The sequence below is a fragment of the Streptomyces sp. CB00455 genome (assembly GCF_001905445.1).
Taxonomy (GTDB): domain Bacteria; phylum Actinomycetota; class Actinomycetes; order Streptomycetales; family Streptomycetaceae; genus Streptomyces.
This window is the reverse complement of record NZ_LIVQ01000005.1, coordinates 303,810-325,015: the sequence shown is the minus strand read 5'-3', so window position 1 is coordinate 325,015 and position 21,206 is coordinate 303,810. Positions and strand designations below refer to the sequence as shown.

Genomic DNA, 21,206 nt, shown 5'->3' with positions numbered 1-21,206 from the left:
CCGGCCACCGCCGGGGGAGCGGCGCCGCATGTCCGGGGACCGCCGCCCCGGTGACGTGGTCGGACCGGCGGTTTTCATGCCGCCAGTCCGCCCGTGGAAGGTAGCAGTGCCCGTGTAACCCGCTCATAAGGAGGCGCGCGGCGCCGACGGCGCTGCTTCCTGCCGCCCCCGGGGACGCCGTAACCCGGGAACCACGCGCCTGCGCACAGCCGACGGTCCACCCTGCGGGCCACCCGGAGCAGGTACGAGAACGGAGCGGCTGGTGTCCGGCCACCCACGTGCCCTCCACGAACCGGCGGCGGCCCACGCGGCCCGTACCCGGATCTGCCCGCCCGCCCGACCCGCACCCCGCCCACGGAACTGCCGCATCGCGCCGCCGGCCGGTGACGCCGCCGGCCGGGCGCGCGTCCGCGCCTGCGCCGGGCGCCACCGTTATCGGGAAATCCTGCGTCCACGACCCGCGGTCCCGCAGCATGGGGCCATGAGCGACAGCGCGATCACCTACACCCTGTACGTCCAGGCCGACCCCGACCGGGTCTGGCAGGCCCTCACCGAACCGGCCCTGACCCGCAGGTACTGGGGCGTGAGCTTCGAGACCGACTGGGCGGTGGGCTCGCGGATGGTCTGGGTGGAGCACGGGGCCCGCACGAGCGACCCCGGGCAGGTGGTCCTGGCGTGCGTCCCGGACCGGCTGCTCTCCTACACCTGGCACACCTTCACCCCGCAGTGGGCGGCCTCGGCCGGGATCGACGAGGAGCTGCGGGCCGAACTGGCGCGGGAACGGCGTACGAAGGTGACCTACGAGATCGAGCCGGTCGGCGACACCCTCGCCCGGCTGACCATCCTGCACGAGGGCTTCCAGCCCGGCGGCACGCTGATCGGCATGTGCGGTCGGGCCTGGCCGCTGCTCGCCTCCAGCCTCAAGACCCTCCTGGAGACCGGAGCCCCGCTGCCCGAACCCGGGCACGACACCGGCCGGGGGTACGGGGGTCACGAGGCGTACGAGACGCACGGGACCGGCGGGCCCGCGGACAGCTGACTGGCGACCACGGAAGCTGACTGCCGACCACGGACAGCTGGCTGTCGACTACGGACAGCTGATTGCCGACCGCGGCCCGCCGACGGCCGCCGCCGACTGCGGACGGTCGACCCCGGACGGCTCGCCGCGACCACCCGACGGCGTACCTCCAGTCGCCGCCCTCCCTCTGCCGAAGCCCCCGGCAGCTCCCCCCGCCGTTCGCTGCCGCCACCGCCCGCTCCGCCCACCGCCCCGACGGCACCCTGGCCGCCTGCCGTTCACGCCGGTCGTGTGGAATGGGTGCCATGGGGAGAGGAACGCAGACGCAGCGGCACACCGTCGGCATGCCGCACCAGGTCCCGGGCGGGCTCGTGGCAGGCGGCCGCGGTCGCGGCCGGTCCGTCGTCGGTGCCGGGTGCGGGCGGCCCGGCCCGTCGGGCTCCGTCGGCGCGCCGCGGGCCGACGCCGCTGCGGCCGAGTGCGGCGCCCGGCTCACCCGTCGCCACCGCGCGCGCGACACCGAGGCCGACCGGGCGCTCGCGCCGGACGGCGGCCGGGCAGGCGACGTCCGGGAAGGCGGCGGCCGGTGAAGCGCCCCGACACCCCGATCCCGCCCGAACACTGGCGCTACGGCCGCCACCTGGAGTCCCTGGCCGTGGCGCCGGGCGGGCCCGCCGAGGCCGAGGCCGTGGCCGCCGTCCTGCGCGATCCCGACCCGGTGATGGCCGAGAGCGCGGTCGTCACCCACCTCAACCGCCGGGCAGCCCGGCTGCTGGCCGAAGAAGGGTTCCCCGCCTGGGCGCAGGCCATGACCGCCGCGCTCGCCGGCCGCGCCTTCCCCGAGCGCCGGCTGCGCGAGTGGACCCTGCTGAAGGCCATCACCAGCGGCGAACCCTGGTCCGCGGCGGAGCTCGTCGCCGCCTCCGACTGGTGCCAGCGCACCGCCGCCCAGTCCCTGACCTCCTGTGAAGCCCTGCGCCTGCTCGCCGGCTCCGCCCGCACCCGCCGGGTCCGCAACACCGCCGCCGAGCGTCTGCGCCGTCGCGCCGTGGCCTGACCCGCCGGACGGGAGTCCGCAGCGCGACCGGAGCGGCCGCCGACCGCCGCCGGCCGCCGCCGCCCGGGGAGAGCGGAGCCGGGCGGCCGGGGCGCACGGTCGTCGGACGGGTGCATCGTGGAGGGGGGCAGGCCCACGCATTCCAGGGCAAGCGTCCAGGAGGCTCGCCAGCGTTGCTTCCGGGCCTTAAGGTGCCGTTACCCGGCCGGGTGTCAGTGCGTAAACCGATGCCGTTCCGCTGGAGGATGACTCTCCGTGTCGCAAGTTTCGCAGGCCCCCGTCACCACCCCCGACGGGGTCGCCGACCCGACCGCCCCCACCGCATACAGCGAGGTCAAGGGCTGGTTCTCGACGTACGACCAGGTGCTGTTCGACTGGTTCCTGGGACGGCAGAACGACGACGCCGAGAAGCCGGGTGATCTGCTGGAGCTCGGCGCCTTCCTGGGCAAGAGCGCGATCTTCCTCGGGCGCTACCTCAGGCCCGGCGAGGAGCTGACCGTCTGCGACCTCTTCGACTCGCCCGCGGTGGACGACTCCAACCTCGAGGAGAACCGCTCCTCCTACCCGACCCTCACCCGCCGCGGGTTCGAGGTGAACTACATGGCCTTCCACGCGGCGCTGCCGACGGTCATTCAGGCACCGACCTCGGTCGTCGCCGAGCGCGTGCGCCCGGGAAGCTGCCGTTTCATCCATGTCGACGCCTCCCACCTTTTCGAGCACGTCGTCACGGACATCGCCTCCTCGCGCATCGTCGGGGCGCCGGGCGCGGTCGTCGTGTTCGACGACTACCGCTCCGAGCACTGCCCCGGGGTGGCGGCGGCGGTCTGGTCCGCGGTGGTGACCGGGGAGCTGCGGCCCATCTGCGTCTCCGCCTCGAAGCTCTACGCGACGTGGGGCGATCCCGCTCCCCACCAGGCGGAGCTGCTGGCGTGGCTGGAGGGCCGCGCGGACCTCTGGCACGGGATCGACACGATCGCCGGCCGCCCGCTCGTGCGCATCGGGAACCAGGGCGCCGTACCGCCGGAGCCTCCGCAGCCGCTGCGCCCGGCGCCCGTGGCGGCGCCCGCGCCCGGCCCCGTCCGGCGCCCGGGAGCGCGCTGGCGCAGGTTGGCCAAGGACCTGCTGCCGCCGGTCGTCACCCGCAGGATCGTGGCCGCGCGGCGGCGGCGACACTGACCGCACCGCCCGGCCCGGTCCCCGGGCCGCGCCCCCGGGCCCGCCCCGACCGGCTCGGGGGCGGCGCGCCGGGAAGGCCGCAGGCCCCGCGTCGGCCCGGGAGGGCGGCCCGGACGGGCGGCCCGGACGGCGTCAGATGCCCTTGCGCACCCGCGCCGCGCGCCGGGCCTCGGCGGTCTGCCGGGCCTCCATCGTCTTGCGGGACTCCTTGCCCCGGCCCGGCCGCCCCGGGCGGGTGCCGATACCGCGGAAGCCGAGGTCCGAGCCCGAGGGCCTGCCCTTGGCGTCGGTGGGCGCGGACCCGGCCAGCGGCACGCCGGACGGCGTCCTGGCGCCGGTGATCCGGCTCAGGGCCGCCTCACCGGACCGCACCTGGGTGATGGTGGGCCGGATCCGGGCGTCCGACATCAGCCGGACCATGTCCCGGCGCTGGTTCGGGGTGACGAGCGTGACGACCCGGCCGGACTCGCCGGCGCGGGCGGTCCGGCCGCCCCGGTGCAGGTAGTCCTTGTGGTCGGCGGGCGGATCGACGTTGACCACGAGGTCGAGGTCGTCGATGTGGATGCCGCGCGCCGCGACGTTGGTCGCGACGAGGACCGTCACCGCCCCGGTCTTGAACTGCGCCAGCGTCCGGGTGCGCTGCGGCTGCGACTTGCCGCTGTGCAGCCCCTCAGCGCGTACGCCCATGGCCCGCAGGTGCTTCACGAACTGGTCGACCCCGTGCTTGGTGTCGAGGAACATCAGCACCCGGTTGTCGCGTGCCGCGATCTCGGTCGCCGCCGAGATCTTGTCCGCCGCGTGGATGTGCAGCACGTGGTGGTCCATCGTGGTCACCGCGCCGGCCTGGGGGTCGACGGAGTGCGCGACGGGGTCGGTCAGGTACGTGCGCACCAGCTGGTCCACGTTGCGGTCCAGGGTCGCCGAGAACAGCATGCGCTGCCCCGCGTGGTGCACCTGGTCCAGCAGCTCCGTGACCTGCGGCATGAAGCCCATGTCGCACATCTGGTCGGCCTCGTCCAGCACGGTGATCCGTACGCGTTCGAGGTGGACGTCGCGCCGGCCGACGAGGTCGCTCAGGCGTCCCGGGGTGGCCACCACGACCTCGGCGCCGGTACGCAGCGCACTCACCTGCCGTCCGATGGACAGGCCGCCGACGACCGTCGCCATCCGCACGTCCAGGGCCTCGGCGTACGGGGTCAGCGCCTCGGTCACCTGCTGCGCCAGTTCGCGCGTCGGGACGAGGACCAGCGCGAGCGGGCGCTTGGGGTCCGCCCGGTGGCCCGCCGTGCGCGCGAGCAGGGCCAGGCCGAAGGCGAGGGTCTTGCCGGATCCGGTACGGCCGCGGCCGAGGATGTCCCGGCCGGCCAGTGCGTTCGGGAGCGTCGCCGCCTGGATGGGGAAGGGCTCCTCCACCCCCAGAGCGGCCATCGTCGTCACCAGCTCACGGGGCAGGTCGAGCTCGGAGAACGACGCCACCGGCGGCAGCGCCGGATTCTTCGGCTGGTGCGTCGTGAACTCACCCTGCGGCCCGGTGCTCCGGGGGGGCTTGCCACCGGATTTCGTCCCGGTCTTGGCAGCTCCCTTCACACCGAAGCGCCCATGAGCTGACGGGTTCCTCATGCAGAACCTTTCGAAGGAAGAAGAAGCGGTCGAAGAAGATGGTCAACCGCCCATGGTACCAGCGGGGCCTAGACCTCCCCGGTGTCCGTCCCGCCCGCCCGCAGCCGTGCGCAGTGGGCGCGGACCTCGCCCGCCGCGCGGCCGAACCAGTCGGCGATCACGGCGATCTCGTCGGGGGTGTAGTCGGCGAACAGGTCCCCGAGGCGGTCGTAGAGCGGCTGGTAGACCGCGACGACGCGGGCGGCGGCGGTGGGATCCGCGACGACCCGCACCCGGCGGCGGTCGGCGGGGTCGGGCCGGCGCCGCGCGTAGCCCGCACGTTCCAGCCGGTTGAGCACCCCGGTGACGGCGCCCGTGGTGAGGTCCACGAGCTCGGCGAGGTCGCCCGCGGACAAGGGGTTCTCCGCGGCGCCCAGGATGTGGCCGAGGCAGGTCAGGTCGGTGACGTTGAGCCCGAGGAGCTGCGCCACCTCCTGCTGGCCGACGATGCCCAGGGCGACGTACTGATCCATGCGCGACAGCGCCTCCGCGGCCGTGGCCGGGGGGCGGGGCTTGCCCTGCACCCTAATACTCCTTAGTATCTAAGTTACTTAGCTCGTGAGATAAATGACCCTGCTCCGAGCCTACTGCTGCCCCGTCGCCGCCCCGTCCTACCAGGGAGAACCACATACCATGAGCGCCCACGGAGACGTCGATCTCGGCCACACGGTGGCCGGCTGGACCGGTACCGGGCTGGCCCTGCTCGGTTTCACCGGGTCGGGCATCGCCCTGTGCGCGGCCTGGGTCCCCGGCATCTGGCTGGGCCTCGGCGTCGTGGCCGCGGCCGGAGTCGTCACCTGGCTGCTGCACCTCGCGGGCTGGGGGAAGGCGAGCGGGCCCCGCCCGGAGGCCGGGCGGAACTGGCGCACGCGGGACACCGCCGCCCGCTCGGGTCACGCCGAGTGCCTCGGCTGCCGGGCCGGCCGCCCGGGGCGAGCCCGCGGGGTGTCTCCCCGGCCTCGTTCCGCGGCGCCGCTGCCGGCCGCCGAGGGCGGCTCGTGAGCCGTCCGCGCCAGGTCGATGTGCGTCCGGCCGGGCCCGTTCCCCCGATGCGCAAACGGTGCGGCCGGAAGTTCGATTGCGCGGCACGCCCCCGGTTGGCCGCGTCCGGCGTGTGCTCCGCAAGAGCGTTGGGCAGGATCGAAACGGCCGCGCGTGCGGCCCGCAGTGGAACGTTGAGAAGGATCAGCGAGATGGCAACAGGCATCGTGAAGTGGTTCAACTCCGAGAAGGGGTTCGGCTTCATCCAGCAGGACGACGGCGGCCCGGACGTGTTCGTGCACTTCTCCGCCATCGAGGCCACCGGCTTCAAGTCGCTGGAGGAGAACGCGAGGGTCGAGTACAACGTCACCCAGGGCCCCAAGGGCCCCCAGGCCGAGCAGGTGGTCCCCCTCTCGTGATGCCGCTCCACGAGCCGCCCGGCCCGTGAGCCGAGCCCCGCCGCTCATCCGGCGGGGCTCCTTGGTGTTCAGAGGGCGCGGTGGAGGGCCGCCAGCAGCCGCCACAGGTGGTCGGCCAGGGCGGCCGGATCCGCCGGGGCCCAGCCGTGGAGCCAGTCCGCCAGGACGCCGGTGAAGGCCCCCGCGACCGCCGAGGCCACCAGCTCCGGGTGGGTGGCGCCGGCCGCCGCCCGTTCGGCCCTGGCGCGCTCGCGCAGCTCCCGGTGGAGACGTTCGCCGAGCGGACCGCGGCCGCCCGGCAGGAGCAGGGCGCGGTAGAGCGGCGCGCGGCCGGCCGCCTCCGCCAGGAAGGCGGCCAGCGCGGCGGGGGGCCGCCGGGGCGGGGGCGCCGCCGAGCCGGTCTGCCAGGCGTGCAGGGCGTCGACCGCCGCGTGCACCACATCGGCGCAGGCGTCCACGGCGAGCGCGGTGAGGTCCTCGTAGTGCAGGTAGAAGGTGGCGCGGCCGACGCCCGCCCGGCGGACCACCGCCGAGACGCCCACCTCGGCGAGCGGCCGGGCGGCGCACTCGGCGAGGAGGGCGTCGCGCAGCCGTGCCTTCGTCCTGGCCGTGCGCGGGTCGCTCGCGCGCGCCTCCTGCGGGCTCACCCGGCGAGCAGCGCCGCGCCGAGGGCGAGCGCCCCGGGCAGCGCCTGGGCGATCAGGATCCGGCGGTTCGCCGTCGCGGCCCCGTAGACCCCGGCGATGACCACGCACGACAGGAAGAAGACCTGGGTGGCGAGGGAGTCGATGACCAGGGACCACACCAGGCCGGCGGCGAGGAAGCCGTTGTAGAGGCCCTGGTTGGCGGCGAGCGGCGCCGTGAGGCGGGCGGTGTCCGCGTCGAAGCCCGAGAGTGCGCGCCCGGGCGGGCGCTGCCACAGGAACATCTCCAGCACCAGGAAGTACGCGTGCAGTGCGGCCACGAGGCCGATCAGGATCTGGGCGACCGTGTGCACGGCCACCTCCACTTCGCTGGGGAGGGATCTCCGGGATGGACGATTTCCTGGACAACTGTACAGGAAATCGTCACCCCGGGATCCGTCACCCCGGGATCCGTCACCCCGGGATCCGTCACCCCGGGATCCGTCACCCCGGGATCCGTCACCCCGGGGAGTCGGATCCCCGGAGATCCGGATCCCCGGGACCTCACTCCTCCCGTACGGAGATGGCGGAAACCGGGCAGGCCCGGGCGGCTTCGCGGACCAGCGCGCTTCCGGCGCCGTCCTCGCGGCCCGGCAGCAGCTCGCTGAAGCCGTCGTCGTCCTGGGTGAACACCCCGGGCGCGGTCAGCGCGCACTGGCCCGCGCCGATGCAGACGCCGGTGTCGATGTCGATGTGCAGGCGCGGGGTCGGCACCGGCCTCACCACGCCACGGGCAGTTCGACCATGCCCTGGATGGTGTCCCCGGGTTTGAAGGGGATCCGCTCCGGCTCGGCCGCCAGTCGCAGCCCGGGCAGCCGCTCGAACAGCGTGCCGAGGGCGATCTCCATCTCCGCCCGGGCCAGGTTCTGGCCGAGGCACTGGTGGATGCCGAAGCCGAAGGCCAGGTGGTGGCGCGTGGGCCGGTGCCAGTCCAGTGAGTCCGGCTCCTCGAAGACGGACTCGTCACGGTTGATGACCGAGGTGGAGAAGACCACCCCGTCATCCGCGCGCACGGTCACCCCGCCGACCTCGATGTCCTGCGTCGCCACCCGCAGCATGCCGTCCGCGATGGACAGGAACCGCATGAGCTCCTCGACCGCCGAGGAGATCAGGGCCGGGTCGGAGCGCAGCTCGGCCAGCTGCTCGGGGTGGCGCAGCAGGGTGAAGGTGCCGAGCGAGATCATGTTGGCGGTGGTCTCGTGCCCCGCGACCAGCAGGATCACGGCCAGGGCGACCAGCTCCTCGACGTCGAGCTCGCCGGTCTCCAGCCGCTGCGCGATGAGCTCGTCGAGCAGCCCGTCCCCGGGCTCGCGGCGCTTGCGCTCGATGAGGTCGACGAGGTAGCCGTCGAGCCGCCTGCGGGCGTCCTCCACATCGGCCGGTTCCGGCCCGCGCAGCAGCCGCCGTGACTGCCCCTCGAAGAACTCGTGGTCCTCGTAGGGGACTCCGAGCAGGGAGCAGATCACCATCGACGGCACCGGCAGTGCGAAGGCGGCGACCAGCTCCGCCTCCGTGCCCTTGGCGGCCATCTCGTCGATCAGCCGGTCCACGGTCTGCTGGATCCGCGGCCGCAGGGCGGCGGTCCGCTTCAGGGTGAAGCTGGGGATCAGCATGCGGCGCTGGGTGTTGTGCTCGGGGTCGTCGACCCCGAGCAGCGCGGCGCGCCGGTTCTGCAGCCCCCTGAACCGCCTGGTCGGCATGGGGAAGGCGGCGTTGGTGCGGTCGGAGGACAGCCGGCCGTCGGCGAGCAGGACACGCGCTTCGGCGTGTCCGGTGACGATCCATACGGAGCGGCCGTCGAAGAGGGTGACCCGGGAGAGCGGCCGACCCTTCCGCAGGGGCTCGTAGGCGGCCGGGGGGTGGTAGGGGCAGGTTCGGTCCTGCGGAAAGACAACGGTCTCTGACATCAAGTACCTCGCAAGCGATGGTTCCGTCTCGCCGGACTCCATTACATGCCTGAGGCACCTATCCCACCTATGCCACTTTCGGCCAGATGACCCGAGTTCGCCCGCAGGGCCCAACCCGGGGGCGCGGGGCTTCAGAGATGGGCGTCCAGGAAGGCCCGGAACTCCTCGCGGGTCATCGGCCCGGCCTGGCTCGCGACCGCCCCGCCGTCCCTGAGGAGCACGGTGGTCGGGGCGCCGGTGACGCCGTAGCGCCTGGTGGCTCCGGGGCAGCGGGTCATGTCGGTGCGCACGGCGGTGAACCGCGCCCCGTACTCCTCGGCCAGCTCACCGACGACCTCGTCCATCGCGCGGCAGGCCTTCAGAGCCTTGGGCCAGGTCCCGCAGAAGTAGGCGAGAACCGGCCCCGGCGCCATGGACAGGACGAAATCGAACTCCTGGTCCTCCAGTGGCTGGTGTACCCGACGTGCCATGCGTGCGCTCCTCGCTCGGTCCCGCCCCCGGCCGGAGGGCGGCCACCATCATCGCCGCTCCCGGTGGTGGCCGATTGTCAGTGGTCCCTGTGAAGCTGAGCGGTATGGACGACAGGATGCTCAGGCGCCGGGTCTACGGCGCCGACCACGACGACCCCGACCCGGGACCCCGCCCCGGCCACGTCTACGGCGAACTCGTCGGCGGCCCGCTCGACGGCCTCCTGCTCGACGTCACCGGCTGGAGCGGCCCGCAGCTGACCGAAGAGGCCCGGCTGCCCACCGAGATAGGGCGCTACGGGGCGGGCGGCCGCGCCCACTACCGGCGCCGCGCGGACGACCCGGGGCGCTGGGACTGGGCGGGCGACAGCCGCTGACGGCCGCCGTGGCGGCCGGCGCTCCCGCCCCCGCGCGGGAAACGGCGAGCCCCCGGTCCGCCGACGTGTGACCGGGGGCTCTGTGCCGCTCTTCCGGCGCGGGCGCCGGTTCGGATGCGATCCCGCGACGGTTGTCCGGCGGCGCCCATCCGGCGGTCTTCCGTCGGTCACCCGGCTACGGCCTCTGGGTGAGCGTCATCCGGCGGCCGTCATCCGGTGGCGGCGTCCCGGCCGACCCTGAGGGCCCACAGCACCAGCGGCACCTGGAGCGGCAGCCGGCCCAGCGCCGCGGCCCGCGCGGCGGCGGAGCGGTGCCGGGCGTCGGCGGCCGTCTTGACGTTCGCCGGGAACACGCCGACGAAGAACGCCGCCGCGGCCAGGGACGCCATCCGGCGGGTCCGCGGATGGGCGACACCGGCGGCCAGCGCGAGCTCCACCACCCCGCTCGCGTACGTCCAGCGGCGCGGGCTGCCGGGCAGTGAGCGCGGGACGATCGCGTCGAACCGGCGGGGCGCGGCCGCGTGCGCGACCGCGGCCCCGGCCAGGAGACCGGCGAGCAGCAGTGGGGAGGAAGGGGTGCGCGGCATGAGGGTCCTCTCGGGGGGCGGCCTGGGCCGCGACACTCGCTGGTAGGAACGGGTCGGGTGGCCGCTCGGGAAAATCCTCCGAAGAATCTTCGATGGGCTGTCGATCCGGGAGCCTCCCGTTCGACGCAGGGATGAGAGGCGGGGAATGCCCCCGCCCCCCCGACCGAGGAGTCACCATGCCGCGTTTCCTGACGATGATCCGCATCGATGAGCAGAAGCTTCCCACCGAGGGCTTCCCGCCGGAGTTCGAACAGCGGATGGGCGCACTCCTTGAGGAGATCACCAAGGCCGGGGTCATGCTCGACACGGCCGGCCTGCTCCCCACTGCCGACGGCACCCGGGTCACCTGGTCCGGCGGGAAGATCGGCTACACCGACGGTCCCTTCACCGAGACCAAGGAGGTCGTCGGCGGCTACTCCCTCATCCAGTGCAAGGACAAGGCCGAGGCACTGGAGTGGGCCAGGCGTTTCCTGGAGATCCACCCGCCCGAGTGGACCCTCGGTGCCGAGGTCCGGGAGATCGCCGAGATGTGATCCGCGCCGTGCCCGTCGCGCTTGCCCTGCCCCGTCACGGCTGCTCTGATGAGTGGCCGTGACGGCAGTGAGTGCGCCCGAGGCGGTCGAAGCGGTGTTCAGGATCGAGTCCGCGCGGATCATCGCCGGTGTCGCCCGCATCGTGCGGGACGTCGGCATCGCCGAGGAACTCGCCCAGGACGCCCTGGTCGCCGCGCTGGAGCAGTGGCCGCGAACCGGCGTCCCCGACCGGCCGGGCGCCTGGCTCATGGCCACCGCCCGACACCGCGCCGTCGACCTCGTGCGCCGCAGGGAGACCTACGCGCGCAAACTCGCGGAGGTCGGCCGCAGCCTCCAGGACGCGCCGCCGCCCGCCGAACCGGCGGACCCCCAGGACATCGACGACGACCTGCTGCGCCTGGTCTTCACCTCCTGCCACCCCGTCCTCGCCACCGAGGCCCGGATCGCCCTCACCCTGCGCCTGGTGGGCGGGCTGACCACCTCCGAGATCGCCCGCGCCTTCCTCGCGTCCGAGCCCACGGTCGCGCAGCGCATCGTGCGGGCCAAGCGGACGCTGGCCACGGCCGGGGTGCCCTTCGAGGTGCCCTACGGCGCCGACCGCGAGGCCCGGCTCGGCTCGGTCCTGGAGGTCATCTACCTCGTCTTCAACGAGGGCTACTCGGCCACCGCCGGCGAGGACCTCCTGCGCCCCGCCCTGTGCGAGGACGCCCTGCGCCTGGCCCGTGTCCTGGCCGCGCTGATGCCGGCGGAGCCCGAAGTCCACGGCCTCGCCGCGCTGCTGGAGTTCCAGGCGTCCCGGACGGCCGCCCGCACCGGCGCCGACGGAGACCCGGTGCTGCTCGCCGACCAGAACCGGGCCCGGTGGAACCGGCTGCTGATCCACCGGGGCGTCGAGGCCCTGCGCCGCGCGGGCAGCGGCCCGTACGCGCTCCAGGCCGCGATCGCGGGCTGCCACGCGGCGGCGGTCCGGTACGAGGGCACCGACTGGTCCGCGATCGCCGCGCTGTACGGGCGGCTCGTCACGCTCGTCCCCTCACCGGTGGTCGAACTCAACCGGGCCGTCGCCGTCTCGATGGCGCAGGGGCCGCAGGCGGCGCTGCCCCTGGTCGACGCGCTGGCGCGGGAACCGGCCCTGCGCGCCTACCACCTGCTGCCGAGCGTACGGGGAGATCTGCTGGAGCGGCTCGGCCGGCCGGCCGAGGCCCGCGCGGAGTTCGAGCGGCCGCCACCCTCACCCGCAACGCCCGGGAACGCGCGCTGCTCCTCGGGCGCGCGGGGCGGTGCCGGGCGCCGCGGGCCGGGCGGGATTTCGACGACGGAACCTAGTGCTGTGACCGGAGGCTCAGCCGCGCCGGGCGACCCCCGCGGCGTCCAGCGGGCTCCCCACGGGCCGGCGCGGCGGCGTCAGCGCGAGGGGGCGCCGGAAGCCGCCCGAACGGGCGATGTCGCCGACCGTCAGGCGCAGCGCCTCCTGGAAGTCGCCCATGGTGCGGCGGGCCGCGCGGGTGTCGACGTAGATGGAGTTCATGTGCAGCCCGTCGGAGTCGCGCTGGAACCACGAACAGGCACCGTTGGCGCGGGCCGACCACACGTGGGTGGCGGGCCGCCACTCCTCGTGGCGTTCGGCGCCCCGGCACTTGCGCATGTCGATGTAGGAGAAGAAGTTCACCGGGTACGGCCACGAGCGGGCCGCGAACTCCGTGGGCGCCAGCAGCTCCCATGCGCGGACGAACGGCACGTCGATGTGGCCGATCATCTCGGTGAAACCTGCCCGGACACCCGCCATGACCTGGGCGAAGTCCCGGCCGGGGGAGGCGTCGAACTCGATGGGCATCGTATTGACGAACCAGCCCACCGACTCGGCCCACGTCTCGCGGCCGCGCTCGCTGACCGGCATCAGGCCGCGGTAGACCCCGGGCCCGCCCGCCTCGCGCAGGCACACGGCGACCGCGGCCAGCACCCCCATGAACGGCTTCCCGCCGACGGCCAGGCAGGTCTTCTCGAACACCTCCGCCTCGCCGGAGTCCAGCAGCAGGGACGCCTCGTTGACGATCGGGTACATCCGCCCCGGCTCCACACCGAGGTCCAGGGGGAAGCGGGGGAAGAACTCCTCCTGCGGCCCCATGAAGGACTTCCAGTAGTCCAGGCGTGCGTCGCGGGCGTCGATGGACAGGTACTGCCGGCGCTGCTCCTCGGCGAAGTCGAGGTAACTGGGCGCGGGCTGCGCCGCGACCTCCTCGCCCCGGCACAGGGCCTCGTACGCCGTCATCACCTCCTGGACGACCACCGGCATCGACATGCCGTCGCACACGATGTGGTCGAAGGCGAGGTAGACCGTCGCGGAGTCCTCGCGCAGGACCGCGCCCATGATGAACAGCGGCCAGGACAGCGTGTCGATGCTGCGTGTGAACCGCTCGACGAGGAAGCCGCGCAGTCGTTCGGCAGTCGCGAACGTGCCCACGTGCTCGGGCTCCAGCGCCAGTGCGGCGGGGTCGAAGGGCTCACAGGCCAGCTCCCCGGCCAGCCGGCGGAAGGCGCACCGCAGCACCTCGTGCCGCTGGACGAAGGCCAGCAACGCCCCGGCCATGGCCGCTTCGTCCAGCCGGCCCGCCACCTCGAAGGTGACCGCGAGCCACGACGCGACGGGGTCGTCGGCGGCCCGGCTCTCCTCGGCGACGGTGAAGTGCTTGTCCTGGTTGAAGGACGCCCTCCGGCCCGCCGCGCCGCCCCCGCCCTCCGCGGCTGTGGACCGCAACCGCCACTCGACCACCCGACCGGGTGCCACGTGGTGCCTCTCCAGAGGAAACTGCCGCATTCCGTCATCCCTTCGCCCCGAGCCGACCCCCAGGCCCTAACGACCCCCGGGCCGGGGAGGTGACGGAACCGCTCGCGGGCGCCAGGCGACCCCGGCCCGCGCCCCCACCGCCGGTGGACGACCACGCCGCTGCACAAGGGGTCTGACCAGGTCTGGTGCTGTAACCAGGAAGGTGAACCGTCCCGGCTACAGCACTAGCTGCCCGGATCGTCGGCGTCGTCGCGGCGTAGCTCGATGTGATCGGCCGCCAGATCGACCGCCACCCGCTGCTCCATGCCGAGGGCCTCCAGGAACTTCTGCGGCAACTGCACGCGGCCCGTGCGGTCCAGCATCACGTACTCGCGCTCGCTCACCGACTCCGCCCCGTGCTCGTCGGTGACCGTGCGGCGCAGGACCTCGCTGCTGGTGCGGCCGTCGCGGATGGCGACGGTACGGCGGACCTCGCCGGCGACGAGTGGATCGTGGGTCACGATGACCACGGTCGCGCCCAGCTCCCGGTTCACGGTACGGAAGGCTTCGAAGATCGCGGCTCCGGTCTCGGAGTCCAGTTCGCCCGTGGGCTCGTCAGCAAGGAGGACCCGCGGGTCATTGGCCATGGCCACGGCGATGGCCACGCGCTGCTGCTGTCCGCCGGAGAGCTCGACGGGCCGGCGGCCCGCCAGGTCGGCGATCTCCAGGGCCTCCAGGAGGTCACCGACCCGCCGGGCCGTCCGGCGCCCGGCCGCCCCGCGCGAGCCCCGGCCCCGCAGCTGCATGGGCAGGGCGACGTTCTGGGCCGCCGTCAGGAAGGGCAGCAGGTTGCGGGCCGTCTGCTGCCAGACGAAGCCCACCGCCTCGCGCCGGTAGCGCAACCGGTCCTTCGCGGACATCTCCAGCAGGTCGTAGCCGCCCACGGTAGCGCTCCCCGCCGTCGGCACGTCCAGGCCGGCCAGGATGTTCAGCAGGGTCGACTTGCCGCTGCCGGAGGCCCCGACCAGCGCCACCAGGTCCCCCCGCACCACGGTCAGTTCGAGACCCTGCAGGGCTTGCACCTCGACCCCGTCGGTACTGAAGATGCGTACGAGGCGGTCGCAGACGATGGCCGTGTCCGCCCCGGGTGTCCGGGGCTCCGCGGCGGCCAGGGCCTGCCGCCGCAGCTCTTCGTAGGTCGGCTGCTCGGTGGTCACCGCTGGTCTCCCGCTCTCAACTCGGTGGTGATCTGTCGTCTGCCGGACAGCGCCGCCTCCACGAGCACGGCCACGGCGACCAGGGCCGCCAAGCCCAGCGTCTGGGTCAGCACGGGCGGTGCGGTGAGCCGCAGCCCGGCCGGTACCGGCGAGCCGACCAGCGAGGACAGGTCCACGGCCGGCCCCAGCAGCGCCACCGCGGCCGTCGCGACCAGGGCGCCCCCGACCGCGGCGACCAGCGCCTGCGGCAGGGTCTCCGCCAGGATCAGCGCCACGCCCTGCCGGGGGCGCAGGCCCATGGTGCGCAGCCGGGCCAGCAGGGCGGCCCGCTCGGGCGCCGCTCGCAGCAGCGTCAGCAGGACGGCCAGCAGCGCGAAGCCTGCCGCACCCCCGACGGATGCCCAGAACAGCCGGACCGCCGAGTGCTGGAGGGGATCGGCGGACAGAGCGGCGACGAGGGCCGCACTGGTGCGCGCCACGTAGGGCCCGGTGACGGCGTCCGCGCCCGGAGCCCCGGTGCGCACCAGCTCGTCCAGGCGGTCCGCGTCGACCGGTCCGGTCGCGAACCACCGGTTGGGCCGGGCCGCTTGGGGAGCCGCCGCGGCGGTCGCCCGGTCGGGCAGGACGATGACGGCGGAACCGCGACCCGGTAGCGCGGGGGTGCCGTCGGTCACCACTCCCGCCGCCCTGACCTGGAGTTCCTCCCCGCGCACGCGCAGCCGGACGGCGCGCCCGCCCGGCGCGGCCCCGAGGTCGCCGCTGAACAGGGCGGGGAGTGGGGCGTCGAATGCGGGGCTCTGGGCGGCACCCGGGGCGCCCGTGGCGAGCGCCGCCGGGTCGAAACGACCGCGGCCGACGGTACGGGCCAGCCCCGCGTACGCCACCGGGTCGGCGACGACCACGGTGACCTGGAGGGAGCCCCGGCCGAGGCCGAAGACGAAGGCGTCCTCCTCGACCCGGACGGGCACGGCCGTCCGTACACCCGGCAGGACCCCGGCGGACCTGAGCAGCTCCTGCGGCAGCGCGTCCCCGGCGGGAGCGGCGATCTGCGCGTCGCCGCCCACGGCCTGCCGTGCCACCTGCGTCCGGGCGGTGTCCACCGACGTCAGCACGGTGGCCCCGAAGCCGCCGGTGGTCACCGCGAGCAGCAGCGCGACCAGTGGCAGTACGGAGGGCCGCGGGCGGCCGCCGGTCCCGCGGGCGGCGCGGGCGGCCCCGAGGAACCCGACCAGCCCGGGCCCCCGCCCGGCGGCCCGGGCGAGGGCCTCCAGGGCGAGCGGCTGGAGCCGGGCCAGCGCGAGCGCCCCGCACAGTGCCAGCAGCAGCGGGGCGGCGACCAGCAGCGGGTCGACACCGGCGGAAGCGGAGACACCGCGCCGGCGCACCTCGAACACCGCCGCGGCGGTGGCGGTCACGACGAGCGACTCGGCGACGAGCCGGCGCCGGGGGCGCTGCCCGTGCCGCACCGACAGCAGCATGAAGGCCCGTGCGGGGAAGGCCGACAGGGCGACCAGCCCGACGGCGCAGGCGGCCGTCAGGGACGCGCCCCACCGCGGGGTCGGCAGCAGCCACGCGGCGAGCAGGGCGGCGAGCGCGGTGGCGGGCACGACGGCGGCGGCGCCCTCGGTGAGCAGGCGCAGCACCACCGAGCACCGCGAGCCGCCGCGGGCCCGCAGCAGCCGTAGCTCGGCCTCGCGCCGGTCGCCCAGGAGCGCGGCGGCCAGGCAGAACACCACGACGCCGACCCCGGCGACGCCGACCGGCCCGATCGCGGCGAGGGGCGCGGTGCCCCGGCGGCGGGCCTCGGCCCGCTCGAACAGTTCGGGCAGGCGGGAGGTGATGCGAAGGTCCGGGCGCCGGACGACCAGGGCCAGATCGGAGGCAGTGGGACCGGCGACGAAGGAAGCGACCTCGTGAGCGGTGTCCGGCAGCCGGTCGGCGCGCAGGACGCCGGTGTCCACCGGGAGCCGCCAGAAGAACTCGCCGGCCGTACCCCACCCGTCGAGCCGGTCGAGGGCGTCCGCGCCGACGAGGGCCGCGGTCTGCCAGTACCGCTTGGAATCGGGGGTGAAGGTCTGGCAGGACTTCGTCAGGCAGAGCAGGTCGCTCCAGTAGACGTCGGCGGGGTCGGTGACGTCGTAGAGGCCGACGACCTCGGCCCGGACCGGCCCGGCGAGGCTCACCGGGGTGTCCAGCACCGTGCCGAGCGGGGCATTGAGGGTCTGCGAGGCGCTGCGCGACAGGGCCACCGGCACGGGGCCGCCGGGTTCGCCGCCGCTGGGCCAGCGTCCGGCCACGAGCTTCGTGTGGGAGGCGGACTGCGGCAGATGGACCAGGGAGAGCAGGGGGTCGACCCCTTCGGGCCGGTCCAGGCCGGGAGTGGTGAGCGCGCGGGACTTCAGACTCCGCGCGCCGTACACCGGACCGCTCGGGGCGAGCCGGAAGGCGCCGGCGGCGCGTGCGCGCAGGGTGGCCAAGGCGGCGTCCAGCTCCTGTGGGGTCTGCGGCCCGTTGCGGGAGGACGTGGTGGCGAGCAGGCTCGTCGCGACGGGGCCCTGTTCCTGGAGGAAGGAGCGCAGGGCCCCGTCGGCCCCGCGGTCCACCGCGCGCGGCACGGCGGCCGCCAGCAGTACGGCGACGAACGCCAGGGCGGCGCCGAGGAGCGTGGCGGGCAGCGAGGCGCGCAGCCTGGTCCGCACCCAGGGCGCGGGCCGGGTGTCCGCGGTCCGGGTCGCGGGCGGGCGGGCACCGGCGGGGCGGGCGCCGCGCCCCTCCGAGGTGGCCGGGGCGGGGCGGGTCACATGTCCTCCAAACGCCGCAGCCGGTCGGCGGCGGCGGAACCGGTCCGTTCCCGGCGGCCCGCGAACACGGCGGACAGCAGCGGCGCCGCGGCGATCGCGGCGGTCAGCAGCAGGACGCGCAGGGCCGGCAGGTCCACCAGCACTTCGGGCACGGGGCGGCGGGCGCTGGTCGTCAGCACAGTCAGCGGCACCACCAGGTGGACGACCGCGGCCCCCAGCCCCACCCCGACGGCGGCGCCCAGGCCCACCAGGATCGCGCTCTCGGCGGCGGCCGTCCGGCGCAGGCGCCCGCGCGGTGTGCCGAGCGCCAGCAGCACGGCGAACTCCCCGGCCCGTTCCCGCCCGGCCGCGGCGGCCGCCGCCCCGAACCCGATCGCGGCCAGTACCGCGCAGGCCACCGCCAGGGCGGCGAGCGCGCTCTGCGGGCCCGCGCTCAGCGGGTCCTCCAGCAGCGCCGCGGCCACCTCCTCGCGCAGCTCCAGCTCCTGGGACCCGGCGCCGGCGCGCAGTCGGGCCGCCGCTCGGGCGGGGACGGGATCACCGGCGGAAGTGGCCGGCAGCCACCATTCGGCGGGCGCGGGCAGCTCCCGCCCGGCGTCCGCGGCCAGCAGCCGCCCTGCCGCACCGAGATCGACGGCGAGGGCGGTGTCGCCGGCCACCGGCAGCGATCCGGCGGCGGCGGTGATGCGCACCGGTACCGTGGCGCCGCCGAGCGGGACGGGAATCAGGTCGCCTACCTCGGCGCCGACCGCGCGGAGGTAGGCGCGGGTGGCGATCCCGGGGACCTCGGGCGGGGGAGCGGCCCCCGCGAGCAGCCCCAGCCGGATGCCGCCCACGGCGGCCGGGCCGGCACGGTAGCGCAGCCGCAGCAGGGACGGGCCGCCCGGGCCTTCCTGCGCCGGCAGTACCTCCCCGGCCGGGACGTCGCCGGACAGCGGCGGCGCGCTCAGCGTCCAGCCGGCCGGGCCGGCGCCGGCCGGGACGGGGACGGAGGCCCCGCCCGGGGTGTCGGCGACGGCGAGCCGGCGCACGGCCAGCTCCCCCTCGGCGCCGAACCCGCCCGCTCCCCGTTCGGCGCCCGCTCCGGCGAGCCGCGCGTCGCCCTCCTGCAGTCCGTAGGAGAACACCAGCCCGGAGACGCTCAGCGGTGTGGCAACGGACCCGAGCGGGGCGCCGGCCAGTGCGTCGAGGTCCACCGAGACGGTGGCCTCCCCTGAGTCGGGGAGCGCAAGCATCGGCGACCGGAAGGTCAGCCCGAACCGGTCGCGCAGCAGCAGCCCCAGGCCGGTCCGGCCGGCCCACTGGGCCGGCCGGACCGCCACGTCGAGGTCGATCCGCCGGGGGTGTCCCGGAAGCGCGATGCCGCCGCCGGGCGGTGCGACCGCCGGCGCCGTGCCGGAAGCGGCGGAGGGCGCAGCAGTGGGTGCGGCGGACGGCCCACCGGTCGGCGCCAGGGGTGTCGTACCGGCGGCGGCGAGCGGTGCGAACAGCTCACGCATGGAGCGCCCGTCCCGCAGGTCGGCGCGCAGCGGCACCCGTTCGGCCACCGCCGCGGCGTCCAGCGCGAGGACCTGCCCCGCCCGGCCGCCCGGCAGGTCCTGCTCCGCGCGGACCACCGGGAGCACCCGCTCGCCGCCCGGCAGTGAGGAGTAGCGGCCGCCGCGGCCCGCTGGGGCCACATCGCTGCCGGAGATCCGCAGGCCCCCGGCGGTAGCGAAGGCGGCCTGGTCCCGCTGGGACACGGACCAGGCGGTGTGCTGGCCCAGTGCCAGGACTCCGCTGGACACCGCGAGGACCAGCAGGAGGACCGGGCCGGTGGCCCGGCCGGGTCGCCGGGCGAGCTGCCAGCCGACCAGCGCGGGGCCCAGCCCGCGGCCCCGCGCGGCCAGCCGTCCGCCCAGCCGGGCGACGAAGGGCAGCAGCCGCAGCACCAGCAGGGTGCCCGCGCACAGCGCGAGCGTCGGAGCGGCGACGAGTACCGGGTCGACACCGAGGCCGCCGGAGGGGGAGCCGCCCGCCGCCCCGCCTGGTGCGTGCCCGCCGCCGCTGTACTGGCCGAGCTGCTGGTAGGCGAGGACGGCGAGTGCCACGAGCGCCAGGTCCGCCCCGGACCGGGCCGCCCCCGCGACCAGCGCCTGGCGCCGGCCGCTGCGGCGCAGGGCGGCGGCTCCCGCGCCGCGCAGCGCGGCGGCGAGCGCGGTCAGCAGGACGCAGCCGAGGGCGCAGGCGGCGGAGACAGGCCACAGCAGCCACGTGCCCGAGGTGTCCAGCGGTACCCGGGCGAGCGGACCGAATCCGCCGAGCACATCCAGCAGCGGCGCAGTGAGCAGCGGCGCCAGGACGGCGGCGGGCAGTGCGAGGAGAAGCGATCCGGCGGCGTCCAGAGCGACGAGCCGGCCGCGCGAGGCGCCGCGGGCGGTGAGCAGGACCCGCTCGGGTTCCTGCCGGTCCGTCAGCAGCTGCGCGACCAGCAGCAGTGCGGCCGCGGCGAGGACCGCGAGCTGCAGCGCGCCGACCAGCAGGGAGGACCGGGCCACGACCTGTCCCGACTCCAACTCGGCGAGCAGAGCGGGAAGCTCGGTCTTGACCTGGAATCCGGCCGGCGCGGTGACGCCGCCGGTGGCGCCGCCGCCCGTCAGCCCCGCCGCACGGTCGCCCAGGGCGCCGGTCTCGGCGGGACGCACGGTGGCAAAGTCGGGGGTCAGGAGTGCGGCCCGACTGTCCTGCGCCAAGCCGCCCGCGGTGAAGGCCGTGTCGTCGACGAGCAGCGGCCCGTAGGCGGTGAAGGAGGCGACCTGGATCTCACGGCCGCCGAGAGGGTCGAGCCGCCAGTACGCGGACGCGGGGTCGGCTGCCTGGTAGACCCCGGTCACCCGCACGGTGAGCGGGGGGCCGCCGTACCGGTCGTCCAGGCGCACCTGTGCGGGCAGCGCGCCCTCGGTGAGCCCGAGCCGGGCGAGCGCGCCCCGCGGCACGGCCACCGCGAGCGGCGCGGGTCCCGCCCCACCTGCCCCGCCCGCCGAACGGGCTCCGCCCGCACCACTGGCGCTGCCTGCGCTGCCTGCCGCGCCGGTCCCGTCGGCGGTCCCCGTGCCACCCGTGCCGTCCGAGCCTCCGGCCGGCCGCTCCGCCGCCTGCGGCCACTGGCCGGCGAGGATCCGTACGTGCTCCCGCCCGAAGGAGGCGAGGAGCGTCAGGTCCACCTCCTTGCCCCGGGCGGCCGCGCCGGGCAGTCCGTACGGGCGGCTGCGCGCCACGCTCTCGACACCGGCCGGCAGCCGGGCGAACAGCGCGCCCGCGAAGGCCCGTACGGCCTCGTCGTCCCGGGGGCGGGCGGAAACCGGGTGCTCGGTGGTGAGGAGAACCGTGGTGCGGGTCCGGCCCTGGCCCTGCAGGGCCTGGCGCAGCCCGGCCTCGCCCACCCCGCGCGTGAACGCGAACAGCGCGGTCAGCACGGTGGTGGTGATCAGTACGGTGAGCAGCACGGCGGCGGCGAGCGGCAGTCGTCCGCGCAGCCGGCGCACGACGAAGCCGAGCATGTGCCGTGTTCCTCCCCCGTC

At 75.3% G+C, this 21,206-nt stretch carries 20 protein-coding genes and 1 pseudogene; 9 read left to right on the top strand and 12 right to left on the bottom strand.

Features of this window, described 5'->3' with window-relative positions:
* The first annotated feature begins 481 nt into the window (after positions 1-481).
* From AMK16_RS21710 to AMK16_RS21695, 4 genes are all read left to right on the top strand, one after another.
* Positions 482-1,039 (top strand): SRPBCC domain-containing protein, encoded by a 558-nt coding sequence (locus AMK16_RS21710; protein WP_079191647.1) that lies wholly within the window; start codon positions 482-484, stop codon positions 1,037-1,039.
* Between the two features lie 284 nt (positions 1,040-1,323).
* On the top strand, positions 1,324-1,608 hold the full coding sequence (locus AMK16_RS21705) for a hypothetical protein (protein ID WP_143196848.1): 285 nt from the start codon (positions 1,324-1,326) through the stop codon (positions 1,606-1,608).
* Positions 1,605-2,075: a hypothetical protein gene (locus AMK16_RS21700; protein ID WP_073918286.1), complete on the top strand. Its 471-nt coding sequence runs from the start codon at positions 1,605-1,607 to the stop codon at positions 2,073-2,075. Before AMK16_RS21705 ends, AMK16_RS21700 begins: the two co-directional genes overlap by 4 nt.
* A gap of 255 nt (positions 2,076-2,330) precedes the next feature.
* Positions 2,331-3,251, top strand: a complete 921-nt coding sequence (locus AMK16_RS21695) for a class I SAM-dependent methyltransferase (protein WP_073918285.1) — start codon at positions 2,331-2,333, stop codon at positions 3,249-3,251.
* Between the two features lie 132 nt (positions 3,252-3,383).
* Here AMK16_RS21695 and AMK16_RS21690 read toward each other — a convergent pair whose 3' ends face one another.
* Positions 3,384-4,871: a DEAD/DEAH box helicase gene (locus AMK16_RS21690; RefSeq protein WP_079191646.1), complete on the bottom strand. Its 1,488-nt coding sequence runs from the start codon at positions 4,869-4,871 to the stop codon at positions 3,384-3,386.
* A 68-nt stretch (positions 4,872-4,939) separates the two neighbouring features.
* A complete protein-coding gene (locus AMK16_RS21685; RefSeq protein WP_073918283.1) occupies positions 4,940-5,434 on the bottom strand; it encodes a MarR family winged helix-turn-helix transcriptional regulator in 495 nt (164 codons plus the stop codon).
* Positions 5,435-5,543: 109 nt separating this feature from the next.
* Between AMK16_RS21685 and AMK16_RS21680 the strand changes: the two genes are divergently transcribed.
* Both AMK16_RS21680 and AMK16_RS21675 read left to right on the top strand, forming a co-directional pair.
* Positions 5,544-5,912, top strand: coding sequence for an HGxxPAAW family protein (locus tag AMK16_RS21680; RefSeq protein ID WP_073918282.1), 369 nt, complete (start codon positions 5,544-5,546; stop codon positions 5,910-5,912).
* Between the two features lie 191 nt (positions 5,913-6,103).
* Complete coding sequence (locus tag AMK16_RS21675; RefSeq protein WP_073918280.1) at positions 6,104-6,310, top strand: cold-shock protein; 207 nt, start codon at positions 6,104-6,106, stop codon at positions 6,308-6,310.
* Between the two features lie 68 nt (positions 6,311-6,378).
* Here AMK16_RS21675 and AMK16_RS21670 read toward each other — a convergent pair whose 3' ends face one another.
* The 5 genes from AMK16_RS21670 to AMK16_RS21650 all read right to left on the bottom strand — a co-directional run bounded on the left by AMK16_RS21670 (position 6,379) and on the right by AMK16_RS21650 (position 9,370).
* On the bottom strand, positions 6,379-6,957 hold the full coding sequence (locus AMK16_RS21670) for a TetR/AcrR family transcriptional regulator (protein ID WP_073918279.1): 579 nt from the start codon (positions 6,955-6,957) through the stop codon (positions 6,379-6,381).
* The gene (locus tag AMK16_RS21665; RefSeq protein WP_073918863.1) at positions 6,954-7,307 is read right to left on the bottom strand and encodes a DUF1304 domain-containing protein; all 354 of its coding nucleotides are present in this window, start codon (positions 7,305-7,307) and stop codon (positions 6,954-6,956) included. Before AMK16_RS21665 ends, AMK16_RS21670 begins: the two co-directional genes overlap by 4 nt.
* A 190-nt stretch (positions 7,308-7,497) precedes the next feature.
* Positions 7,498-7,692, bottom strand: a complete 195-nt coding sequence (locus tag AMK16_RS21660; RefSeq protein ID WP_073918861.1) for a ferredoxin — start codon at positions 7,690-7,692, stop codon at positions 7,498-7,500.
* A 20-nt stretch (positions 7,693-7,712) separates the two neighbouring features.
* Entirely contained in the window at positions 7,713-8,900 is a 1,188-nt protein-coding gene (locus AMK16_RS21655; RefSeq protein ID WP_073918277.1) for a cytochrome P450, read from the bottom strand.
* Positions 8,901-9,031: 131 nt separating this feature from the next.
* A complete protein-coding gene (locus AMK16_RS21650; RefSeq protein WP_073918276.1) occupies positions 9,032-9,370 on the bottom strand; it encodes a thioredoxin family protein in 339 nt (112 codons plus the stop codon).
* Between the two features lie 104 nt (positions 9,371-9,474).
* Between AMK16_RS21650 and AMK16_RS21645 the strand changes: the two genes are divergently transcribed.
* Complete coding sequence (locus tag AMK16_RS21645) at positions 9,475-9,744, top strand: hypothetical protein (RefSeq protein WP_073918274.1); 270 nt, start codon at positions 9,475-9,477, stop codon at positions 9,742-9,744.
* A gap of 209 nt (positions 9,745-9,953) precedes the next feature.
* Here the strand turns inward: AMK16_RS21645 and AMK16_RS21640 are convergent, their stop codons facing one another.
* Entirely contained in the window at positions 9,954-10,331 is a 378-nt protein-coding gene (locus AMK16_RS21640) for a DoxX family protein (protein ID WP_073918273.1), read from the bottom strand.
* Between the two features lie 176 nt (positions 10,332-10,507).
* Here AMK16_RS21640 and AMK16_RS21635 point away from each other — a divergent pair, with 176 nt between their 5' ends.
* Together AMK16_RS21635 and AMK16_RS21630 are read left to right on the top strand one after the other, a co-directional pair.
* On the top strand, positions 10,508-10,864 hold the full coding sequence (locus AMK16_RS21635; RefSeq protein WP_073918271.1) for a YciI family protein: 357 nt from the start codon (positions 10,508-10,510) through the stop codon (positions 10,862-10,864).
* Between the two features lie 67 nt (positions 10,865-10,931).
* A pseudogene (locus tag AMK16_RS21630) lies at positions 10,932-12,190 on the top strand (RNA polymerase sigma factor).
* A gap of 16 nt (positions 12,191-12,206) precedes the next feature.
* Here AMK16_RS21630 and AMK16_RS21625 read toward each other — a convergent pair.
* The 4 genes from AMK16_RS21625 to AMK16_RS21610 all read right to left on the bottom strand — a co-directional run bounded on the left by AMK16_RS21625 (position 12,207) and on the right by AMK16_RS21610 (position 21,185).
* Positions 12,207-13,679 (bottom strand): condensation domain-containing protein, encoded by a 1,473-nt coding sequence (locus tag AMK16_RS21625; RefSeq protein WP_073918270.1) that lies wholly within the window; start codon positions 13,677-13,679, stop codon positions 12,207-12,209.
* 194 nt (positions 13,680-13,873) lie between these two features.
* A complete protein-coding gene (locus tag AMK16_RS21620) occupies positions 13,874-14,845 on the bottom strand; it encodes an ABC transporter ATP-binding protein (protein ID WP_073918268.1) in 972 nt (323 codons plus the stop codon).
* Entirely contained in the window at positions 14,842-17,646 is a 2,805-nt protein-coding gene (locus AMK16_RS21615; protein ID WP_073918267.1) for an FtsX-like permease family protein, read from the bottom strand. The genes AMK16_RS21620 and AMK16_RS21615 overlap by 4 nt, the downstream gene beginning before the upstream one ends.
* Positions 17,643-21,185, bottom strand: a complete 3,543-nt coding sequence (locus tag AMK16_RS21610) for an FtsX-like permease family protein (RefSeq protein WP_073918265.1) — start codon at positions 21,183-21,185, stop codon at positions 17,643-17,645. The genes AMK16_RS21615 and AMK16_RS21610 overlap by 4 nt, the downstream gene beginning before the upstream one ends.
* Positions 21,186-21,206 lie beyond the last annotated feature (21 nt).